This window comes from Aquiflexum sp. (genome assembly GCF_041749095.1).
GTDB lineage: Bacteria > Bacteroidota > Bacteroidia > Cytophagales > Cyclobacteriaceae > Aquiflexum.
The window spans coordinates 1-4316 of record NZ_JBGTCA010000470.1 but is presented as its reverse complement, the minus strand read 5'-3'; the positions used below and the strand labels follow the sequence as shown (position 1 = coordinate 4316).

The window sequence follows — 4316 nt, the reverse complement described above, 5'->3', positions numbered from 1 at the left end:
TTAAAAACAAAAAAGACTGCCCTTTAAATAGGACAGCCTAAAATAACCTGTAATTATTTACTTTTTATAATTATTGATTCAATGCCACCAATTTCACTTCCAAACTCACATCATCATAGATCAACTTGTCAGCAAGATTTTCAAAATAATTGCCTGAACGGTATTTGATGTCAAATTTGGTACGGTCAAAAACAATGCTGGCTGTGGCTATGATTTTTTCTCCCTGCACATCTACTTTTGCCGGAAATGTAACCGGGTTGCTGATTCCTTTGATAATCAGATTTCCTGTAATCTGATAATCCTTTCCATTGGATGATTTGGCTTCGGTAATTTTGAAGGATGAATTGTTGAATTTTTCCACTGAAAAGAAATCATCGGATTTCAAATGATTGGTCAATCTTGCATTTGAGTTGGCATCTGTGATATCCTCCACGGTGATAGTGGTCATATCCATTTCGAATGAGCCTCCTCGGATTTTTCCGTTTAGATAATCCAATTGGGCATTAGAAATCTGGACTTTTCCATAATGTTCACCGGTAACCTTTTTGGCGTTCCAGGAAACGGTGCTTTCGGAAATACTGACTATCGCCGGGGAATTGTCTTCATGGCCTGTAAATACAGCGGTAATTAAAATGGTAATCAAGGAATAGATGGTAATCAGTTTCATGGTTGCGATTGTTTTTTTAAATTAAAAGAGGGTAAGGATTTTTGTAAACCTAGGGTTTAGACCTTTTAAAGGAAAAAAGGTTTAAACGCTTTCCACCAATTCCTAAATTCGGTGATGAAGTGATGTTTTTTGGATTTGTACGGATTTACCTTTTTGATTAGCAGATCAAAAAACTGTCAGGTTAATCTGTATTTTTACAGAATGGATATTGAAAATATTACCATTGAGGCCATCAGGGGCAACATTGCCGACCAACCGGATATTACAGCCATTGTCAATGCGGCCAACGCACAGTTGAGAACCGGTGGGGGAGTGGCGGGGGCAATACACCAAGCTGCCGGACCCGATCTGGAGGAAGAAACCGGACAGTGGGCGCCCCTCCGGCCCGGAGAGGCCGTCATTACCGGTGCCCATCATCTTCCCAACCAATACATCATCCATTGCCTGGGGCCTGTCTATGGCGTGGACCGGCCATCCGACCTGTTGCTTGGGGATTGTTACCGGAATGCCATCAGACGGTCAGAAGAATACAAAATCACCTCAATTGCCTTCCCAGCAATATCCACAGGGGCTTTTGGGTATCCGTTTGGGGAGGCTACCGATATTGCATTGAAAGCAATCCGAGATCAGTGTCAAGAGACCCGTTACCTCAGGCTTATCCGATTTGTATTGTACAGTGAAGAAGACCTGAAAATATATACCGAAAAACTTAAAGTGGTGACCTGATAGGAGGTCTATTGCACAACCCGCTAATGATGTTATTGGTAACAATAGGGATGTTTGAATGCGAGGATAATTTTTTTTAAAATGAACCGTACCTCCTTCTAATTTCTTTCATATTTCCCAAAACCGCCTAATTTATATAAATTGCGCTGGATAAACCGCCTAATTTATATAAATTGCGCTGGTTAACCAGCCTAATTAACATAAAATGGAATATAGACGTTATCTTCAAGATAAATTAGAATCCCAAATCGGCAAGCAAAAAGTATTGATGCTATATGGTAGTAGAAGAACAGGAAAAACTACAATCATCGAAAATTTACACGAAAATCATCAAGAGGAGTCTTTAATTTTATTGGGTGAAGACATTCAGGTGGCCGAATTACTTCAAATACGTACTGTAGCAAATTATCGCCAATTGATCGGTGAAAAGAAACTTGTGATCATAGATGAAGCGCAAGCAGTTCCCAACATTGGGAAAATCTTAAAGCTAATGATAGACAATGTGAAAGGTATCACCATTATTGCCACGGGAAGCAGCAGTTTGGATTTGGTCAATGATGCAGGTGAACCGTTGGTCGGCAGGCAAAAAGAATATCAACTTTTCCCATTGGCACAAACCGAATTTGCGAAATCCGAAAATCTTTTAGAAACCGCCAACAGATAATCCGAAAGACTGTTATATGGAAGTTATCCTGAATTGACCTAGGTGGATATTCTGGATGAGAAGGAAGAGTATCTCAAATCCATGGTAAATTCCTACCTCCTAAAGGATCTTCTGGCATTGACCAATGTAAAAGGATCCGATATCCTGATCAAGCTTCTAAAACTGTTAGCTTGGCAGGTAGGAAGTCAGGTCAGTACGGTAGAACTTGGAAACAGTCTTCAGATCAATAAAGAAACAGTGGAAAGATATATGGATTTGCTCTCCAAGGTCTTTATTATTTTTCCCTTGGGGGGATATAGCCAAAATCTAAGAAAAGAAGTCTCAAAAAGTAAAAAATGGTATTTCCATGACAATGGAATCCGAAATGCCCTTATCAATAATTTTAGCCCATTACATCTGAGAAATGATCTTGGTGCTCTTTGGGAACAGTATTTCATCTATGAAAGAATCAAGTTCAATGCCTCACAAAGCCATTATCCACAATACTGTTTTTGGAGAACTTATGACGGACAGGAACTGGATTTATTGGAAATCGACAGCCAGCAACAGATGCAGTCATTTGAATGTAAATGGGGAAAATCCAAAGCAAAAATTCCTGTGGCCTTTGCCAAAGCTTACCCGGAAGCAAAATGGGAATTGATTGAAAAGGGAAATTATCTGGATTGGATACAATAGCATATTTATAAAAAATAAAACATCCCCTGACAGTACATTGAATACTTTAAAATAGTCACTAACCCCTTTCTATTCTATTAGATGGGAAATTCATCTGCACCTCAGACGGATTTCCAATTTTATCACAGCTTTATTTTTTTTGACGGATACAGATTTTAAAACCTCTGCTATCATACGGTTTTTAGACCCAATATTTTTTTTCAAGAGGGGTAAATCCAACAACGATCTCCACTTCGTATATCAAAAAACAAATTACAAAAGTAAAAAAACAGCTTTTAACACAGTATTAAGTAAAGCTTTGAATAATTGGGAATTACCTGGATTTACCGGAATTTCTTCCTTTTGTATCATTTTGAGATTAAATAATTACATGATTTACATATTAATTGGAAGATGGGATTAAGATTATCTATATTTAAAGTAAATCTTTTGTGAATTAACTTTTTCATCTTTTTGATAAGCAGTTAGAGCGTAATAGCTATATATAATTCGTCATTTATGGCGATCCAATTTCTGAATGGGAAGACAGTTTATTGCTGCCTGACTGGTATTACTTAAACTATTTTATTAACCAAAAAAATCTATGATCATGTCAAAACCAATTAAAACAAATGGAGACAGCACCATGGCCTTCCGATCTAAAGGTAATCGGAGGGATTTTCTAAAATTCGGCGGGGCAACATTAGCCGTTTCCGGTCTAGTATTGTCAGGTTGTCAGGAAGTCTTTGAAGCACTTCCCGGGCAAATGAGAAAAGCTGCTGGGGGACCACAGAACAGGGCCGTACCTCTTGGCAAAGGAGATACAGGTATTCTAAATTATGCATTTACATTGGAGCAATTGGAAGCTGCCTTTTATTTGTTAGTAGTAGCAAATCCTTACAATGGGATTTCTGCAGAAGAAATGGTGATTATGGAAGATCTTAAAAACCATGAAGTGGCGCATAGGGATTTTCTGAAGGCAGCGCTTGGTAAAGATGCCATCATCGACCTGACATTTGATTTCAGTTCAGTGGACTTCAGCAGCAGGGACAGCGTATTGGGCACAGCCAAGGTTTTTGAAGATCTGGGTGTAGCCGCTTATAATGGAGCGGGACAATTGTTGGAGAGTGCGGATTTATTGTTGATCGCAGGTAAGATCGTTTCTGTGGAAGCCCGTCATGCGGCTGCCATCAGGAGCATTTTTGACAGTGACCCTAAGTCATTCGCAGGAAGCGATATCATCGATGCCAATGGCCTTGACAGGGCATTTACACCGAATATGGTGTTAGAAGCAGCATCGCCTTTTATCGTCAATAAAATCATTGCAAACCAGTTACCTAAATCTTAAACTTAAGCAGAATTTGTCATGAATATTTTAGAAGTATTAAATATGTATAACATCAAGACAAACGAACTTGATGGATTTACTACCAGAAGAGAGGCTTTCAAAAAGTTGACCAACTTTGGTAAAAATATTGCGATGGCGGCCGTTCCTGTAGGATTGGCTTCTGTTGCCAGCAATAAAGCCTATGCCCAAGGTTCGGTATCGGTATTGGATGTGTTGAACTTTGCCCTGCTCTTGGAGTTTCTGGAAGCAGAATTTTA

5 protein-coding genes and 1 pseudogene are annotated in these 4316 nt (G+C 39.0%); 5 read left to right on the top strand and 1 reads right to left on the bottom strand.

Going from position 1 to position 4316, the window contains the following annotated elements; genetic code table 11:
- Window positions 1–70 precede the first annotated feature (70 nt).
- Window positions 71–667: a YceI family protein gene (locus tag ACEW8O_RS21270; protein ID WP_373496640.1), complete on the bottom strand. Its 597-nt coding sequence runs from the start codon at window positions 665–667 to the stop codon at window positions 71–73.
- A 201-nt stretch (window positions 668–868) separates the two neighbouring features.
- Here ACEW8O_RS21270 and ACEW8O_RS21265 point away from each other — a divergent pair, with 201 nt between their 5' ends.
- The 5 genes and pseudogenes from ACEW8O_RS21265 to ACEW8O_RS21245 all read left to right on the top strand — a co-directional run.
- Entirely contained in the window at window positions 869–1393 is a 525-nt protein-coding gene (locus ACEW8O_RS21265) for a macro domain-containing protein (RefSeq protein ID WP_373496639.1), read from the top strand.
- Window positions 1394–1598: 205 nt separating this feature from the next.
- A complete protein-coding gene (locus ACEW8O_RS21260; RefSeq protein WP_373496638.1) occupies window positions 1599–2057 on the top strand; it encodes an AAA family ATPase in 459 nt (152 codons plus the stop codon).
- A gap of 42 nt (window positions 2058–2099) precedes the next feature.
- A complete protein-coding gene (locus ACEW8O_RS21255; RefSeq protein ID WP_373496637.1) occupies window positions 2100–2732 on the top strand; it encodes an ATP-binding protein in 633 nt (210 codons plus the stop codon).
- A 589-nt stretch (window positions 2733–3321) separates the two neighbouring features.
- Window positions 3322–4059, top strand: coding sequence for a ferritin-like domain-containing protein (locus tag ACEW8O_RS21250; protein ID WP_373496636.1), 738 nt, complete (start codon window positions 3322–3324; stop codon window positions 4057–4059).
- Between the two features lie 18 nt (window positions 4060–4077).
- Window positions 4078–4316: pseudogene (locus ACEW8O_RS21245) on the top strand (ferritin-like domain-containing protein); the annotation flags it as partial.

Bases quoted from the DNA above. Each gene is read 5' to 3' on its own strand.
- ACEW8O_RS21270 (WP_373496640.1), bottom strand. From the start codon at position 667: ATGAAACTGATTACCATCTATTCCTTGATTACCATTTTAATTACCGCT.
- ACEW8O_RS21265 (WP_373496639.1), top strand. From the start codon at position 869: ATGGATATTGAAAATATTACCATTGAGGCCATCAGGGGCAACATTGCC.
- ACEW8O_RS21260 (WP_373496638.1), top strand. From the start codon at position 1,599: ATGGAATATAGACGTTATCTTCAAGATAAATTAGAATCCCAAATCGGC.
- ACEW8O_RS21250 (WP_373496636.1), top strand. From the start codon at position 3,322: ATGTCAAAACCAATTAAAACAAATGGAGACAGCACCATGGCCTTCCGA.